Source organism: Vibrio sp. OPT46 (assembly GCF_015163535.1).
Lineage (GTDB): Bacteria > Pseudomonadota > Gammaproteobacteria > Enterobacterales > Vibrionaceae > Vibrio > Vibrio alginolyticus.
In genome coordinates this window covers 6,770-11,016 of the sequence record NZ_JADDYG010000236.1, presented here as the reverse complement: position 1 = coordinate 11,016, position 4,247 = coordinate 6,770, and the positions used below count along the sequence as shown (strand labels likewise).

Annotated in this window: 4 protein-coding genes and 1 tRNA gene; 2 read left to right on the top strand and 3 right to left on the bottom strand. The window is 46.2% G+C overall.

All coding sequences use genetic code 11. The features are described from left to right. Window positions 1-266 precede the first annotated feature (266 nt). The gene (locus IQR33_RS09540) at window positions 267-1,466 is read left to right on the top strand and encodes a NupC/NupG family nucleoside CNT transporter (protein ID WP_005382298.1); all 1,200 of its coding nucleotides are present in this window, start codon (window positions 267-269) and stop codon (window positions 1,464-1,466) included. A 67-nt stretch (window positions 1,467-1,533) separates the two neighbouring features. Here IQR33_RS09540 and folD read toward each other — a convergent pair whose 3' ends face one another. Continuing rightward, a complete protein-coding gene (gene folD / locus IQR33_RS09535) occupies window positions 1,534-2,394 on the bottom strand; it encodes a bifunctional methylenetetrahydrofolate dehydrogenase/methenyltetrahydrofolate cyclohydrolase FolD (RefSeq protein WP_005382297.1) in 861 nt (286 codons plus the stop codon). Between the two features lie 203 nt (window positions 2,395-2,597). Here folD and IQR33_RS09530 point away from each other — a divergent pair. Continuing rightward, a tRNA-Arg gene (locus IQR33_RS09530) sits at window positions 2,598-2,674 on the top strand. Between the two features lie 185 nt (window positions 2,675-2,859). Here the strand turns inward: IQR33_RS09530 and IQR33_RS09525 are convergent. Together IQR33_RS09525 and IQR33_RS09520 are read right to left on the bottom strand one after the other, a co-directional pair. Beyond that, window positions 2,860-4,083 carry a beta-ketoacyl-ACP synthase gene (locus tag IQR33_RS09525; RefSeq protein ID WP_193843668.1) on the bottom strand — a complete coding sequence of 408 codons (1,224 nt, stop codon included), beginning with the start codon at window positions 4,081-4,083 and terminating at the stop codon, window positions 2,860-2,862. After that, the gene (locus tag IQR33_RS09520) at window positions 4,080-4,238 is read right to left on the bottom strand and encodes an SDR family oxidoreductase (RefSeq protein ID WP_416222674.1); all 159 of its coding nucleotides are present in this window, start codon (window positions 4,236-4,238) and stop codon (window positions 4,080-4,082) included. Before IQR33_RS09520 ends, IQR33_RS09525 begins: the two co-directional genes overlap by 4 nt. Window positions 4,239-4,247 lie beyond the last annotated feature (9 nt).

The window sequence follows — 4,247 nt, the reverse complement described above, 5'->3', positions numbered from 1 at the left end:
CCTAAATAACAGGATCAATGACGTTGTAGAACGACACATAAGGTGATTCACTTCACAAAAATTTTTCCTGAATCAGAAACATATTTTCCATATGGAAATAATTAAGATAAGCAAACGTTTATCTTCAATAAATTCAATTGGTTATTTTGTTGGTCAGTTATTGGTCGCTTAAACTTTTCACACTGTTAACATCCTCAACTTGCAGCATTTTGAGTCCGCTATACAATCCGGTGCCTTCTATATCCCCCTTCTGTCGGATTCATTTTATGAACTCAATTATTGGTATCGTAGCCATACTATTCCTAGCATGGCTACTTTCTACAAATAGAAAAAATATAAAGCTGAGAACGGTGTCGTTTGCGTTTGCTTTGCAGGTACTGTTTGCGTTGTTGGTTTTATATGTACCAGCAGGAAGAGATGCGCTGAATTCAGTGAGCAGTGTTGTGTCGAATTTGATCAACTATGGTCAAGAGGGCATTGCGTTTTTATTCGGTAATTTGGCGACAGGGGGCTTCACCTTTGCGATCAATGTTCTGGGTATCATCGTTTTCTTCTCCTCTCTTATCTCAGGTCTTTATCACATTGGTGTGATGCCAAAAATCATTAACTTTATCGGTGGTGGTATTCAAAAGCTGCTGGGTATCGGTCGTGCTGAGTCTTTGTCTGCTACGGCGAATATCTTTGTTGGCACCATTGAAGCACCATTAATGGTAAAGCCTTACCTAAAACACATGACTGACTCGCAGTTCTTTGCAGTTATGACAGGTGGTTTAGCGTCAGTTGCTGGCGGAACGTTGGTTGGTTACGCATCACTGGGTGTCGACCTCAACTATCTTATTGCTGCTGCATTTATGTCGGCACCTGCCGGCTTGTTGATGGCAAAAATTTTAATGCCAGAAGATACGGATAAAGCAGCAGATATCGACATTAGCCAAGTTGAAATTCCACGTGCAACCAACGTAGTAGAAGCATTAGCCGATGGTGCCATGGCGGGTGTACGCATTGCTGTATCGGTCGGTGGTACGTTACTGGCGTTTATTAGTGTCATTGCAATGCTAAACGGTATGTTAGGCTGGATAGGTGATCTGATTGGGACACCATTAAGTTTTGAGCTCATCCTAGGTTTTGTGTTTGCGCCAGTCGCTTGGTTGTTGGGTATACCATGGCAAGAAGCAACCACAGCAGGCTCGCTGATTGGTAACAAGATTGTGGTGAATGAGTTCGTCGCTTTCATCCAGCTTGCAGAAGTGAAGTCTCAACTTAGTGAACACTCACAAGCAATCGTGACGTTTGCTTTGTGTGGCTTTGCAAATATCTCAAGCATGGCGATGCTGATTGGTGGGTTGGGCTCTTTGGTACCAGAAAAGCGTGCATTTGTTTCTAAGCATGGTTTCCGTGCGATTATCGCTGGTGTCATGGCGAACTTAATGAGCGCTTCTATTGCGGGCGTGATTTTAAGTCTGTAATTGAAATAGATATCAACAATTAGCAAAAAGGCTCCTTGCGGAGCCTTTTTCGTATCTGAAATTTACGTTATTTGTCTGTGTGGAACTGTTCGCAAGCGAGCATCGTGTTCTCAATTAAACTTGCGACGGTCATTGGGCCAACGCCACCAGGAACAGGAGTAATAAAGCTCGCACTTTCACGTGCTTTGTCGTATTCCACGTCGCCAACTAGTTTGCCTGAATCAAGACGGTTAATACCGACATCGACCACCACTGCGCCTTTTTTAATCCACTCACCAGGGATGAAGTTAGGTTTACCAACCGCAACCACGACAACGTCAGCTTGACGCACATGACTCTCTAGGTCTTTGGTAAAACGGTGACATGTTGTTGTTGTGCAGCCCGCAAGCAGCAGCTCAAGTGTCATTGGACGACCAACAATGTTTGATGCGCCAACCACAACCGCATGCTTACCACGTAGCTCAATGTTGTAACGGTCGAGTAGGGTAATGATGCCCTTTGGCGTGCAAGAGCGAAGCTTTGGAATACGTTGCGCAAGACGGCCAACGTTATAAGGGTGGAAGCCATCCACGTCCTTCTCTGGGTGAATGCGCTCTAAAACATGTGTTGTGTCTATGCCCGCAGGAAGGGGTAATTGCACTAGAATGCCGTCAATTTCATCATCATTGTTTAATTCATCAATCAGCGCTAGTAACTCTTCTTCTGAGCTAGACGCAGGAAGGTCAAAAGACTTAGAAACAAACCCAACTTCTTCACATGCGCGGCGTTTGCTACCGACATAAACCTGAGAGGCAGGATCTTCACCAACTAGAACCACTGCTAAACCAGGAGCACGTAGCCCAGCTTCAACACGTGCTTTAACACGTGCAGCCACTTCGGATCGAACAGTTTGGGAAATGAGAGTTCCGTCTATATTTTGAGCAGTCATGACTTTCCTTATAAATTAAGAAGGCAGATTATCTGCGGCGCATTGTCGCAGAATTTCTTATCAACATCCATACGCAAACGTTTGCTTTGTGGTGTTTTTGAACATTAAGCGTTTTAATGGACTTTTTTTAGGCATTCAGATCAGAATGTTATGAAAACCCGTTGATTTACCCGTTTGAACTCGTATAATCCTGTCCCTGTAGCGCGCCCTTAGCTCAGCTGGATAGAGCACGTCCCTTCTAAGGATGTGGTCATTGGTTCGAATCCAATAGGGCGTGCCATTTATTCAAAAGCCCCGATAACTCTTTGAGTTGTCGGGGCTTTGTCGTTTTTAGGTTTTTGGCTGTAATTGCCACTCTATCTACAACTTTTGAATGGCATTCTAGCCATTGCAATTTCTAGCAATCTGGATAGCCACCAACAAAAAAGCGCTGGTTAACCAGCGCTTTTGCATTTACTAAGGGCATTACATCTTTTTAAAGATGATGGAGGTGTTGATGCCGCCAAAGGCGAAGTTGTTACTCATCAAATATTTCACGTCCAGCTCTCGGCCTTGTCCGGCGATGTAGTCTAAATCGCCACATTGCTCGTCGAGGTTTTCTAGGTTGAGCGTTGGGTTAAACCAACCTGTGTGCATCATTTCTAAACCTAGCCACGCTTCAATCGCGCCACAGGCGCCTAGTGTGTGGCCAAAGTAGCTCTTGAGTGAACTGATTGGCACTTTGCCCAGAGCATTCGCTGTTGCGTTGCTTTCCGCAATATCGCCGCGGTCGGTGGCAGTGCCGTGAGCAGATACATAGTCGATCTTCTCAGCAGGAATGCCCGCGTTTTGCAAAGCCATTTCCATACAGATTTGCATGGTTTCCATCTGTGGTTGAGTGACGTGTGTGGCATCACAGTTGCTGGCAAAACCGATGATTTCTGCATAGATTTTCGCGCCACGAGCGACGGCGTGTTCGTACTCTTCCAGAACTAGCGTTCCCGCACCTTCACCAATCACCAAACCATCGCGATCGGAGTCATAAGGTCTTGGTGTGCTTTTCGGGTCTTCATTCTTCAGACTGGTGGCAAAAAGGGTATCGAAGACAGCGGATTCCGTTGGGCACAATTCTTCAGCGCCACCAGCAACCATTACCGTTTGGTAGCCATGTTTGATCGCTTCGTAGGCGTAGCCGATTGCTTGGCTGCCAGAGGTACATGCACTGCTGGTTGGGATCACTCGGCCTTTCAAACCAAAAAATAGACCAACGTTCACTGCTGTGGTATGCGGCATCATCTGCACGTAAGTCGTTGCGGTGATCGCTTTGGTGGTTTTCTCATTCAGCATGACACCAAATGCACCGATTGCGTCAGTACTGCCTGTTGATGAGCCGTATGCGATACCCGTTTGACCATTGGTGAGTACGTCGTTACCAATCAAACCTGCTTGGCTCAGTGCGTTTTCTGTTGCGACGGTCGCCAATTTAGAAACACGCCCCATGCCGCGTACTTGCTTGCGCTTGTAGTGCTTTGGCAGTTCAAAATCTAAAATTGGTGCCGCGAGCTTGGTGTTCAAACCATCATACTGTTCGTAAGAAGGCATGTATTGCGTCGCGTTCTGGCAGTCACGCAGTTTTGGTTCGACAGATTGCCAATCGTTACCAAACGCAGTCACGCCTGACATTCCGGTTACAACAACTCGACGGCTCATACTAGGCCTCCGTTTACCGAAATGACTTGGCGAGTTACATAGCCTGCGATGTCAGACATAAGGTAACTGACTAAACCAGCAACTTCTTCTGGCTCTCCCATGCGGCGCAAAGGAATTTGCGGCATCGCATGTTCTTTCACGTGTTCGTCTACCATGCCTGTGTC

Bases quoted from the DNA above. Each gene is read 5' to 3' on its own strand.
- IQR33_RS09540 (WP_005382298.1), top strand. From the start codon at position 267: ATGAACTCAATTATTGGTATCGTAGCCATACTATTCCTAGCATGGCTA.
- folD (WP_005382297.1), bottom strand. From the start codon at position 2,394: ATGACTGCTCAAAATATAGACGGAACTCTCATTTCCCAAACTGTTCGA.
- IQR33_RS09525 (WP_193843668.1), bottom strand. From the start codon at position 4,083: ATGAGCCGTCGAGTTGTTGTAACCGGAATGTCAGGCGTGACTGCGTTT.
- IQR33_RS09520 (WP_416222674.1), bottom strand. From the start codon at position 4,238: ATGGTAGACGAACACGTGAAAGAACATGCGATGCCGCAAATTCCTTTG.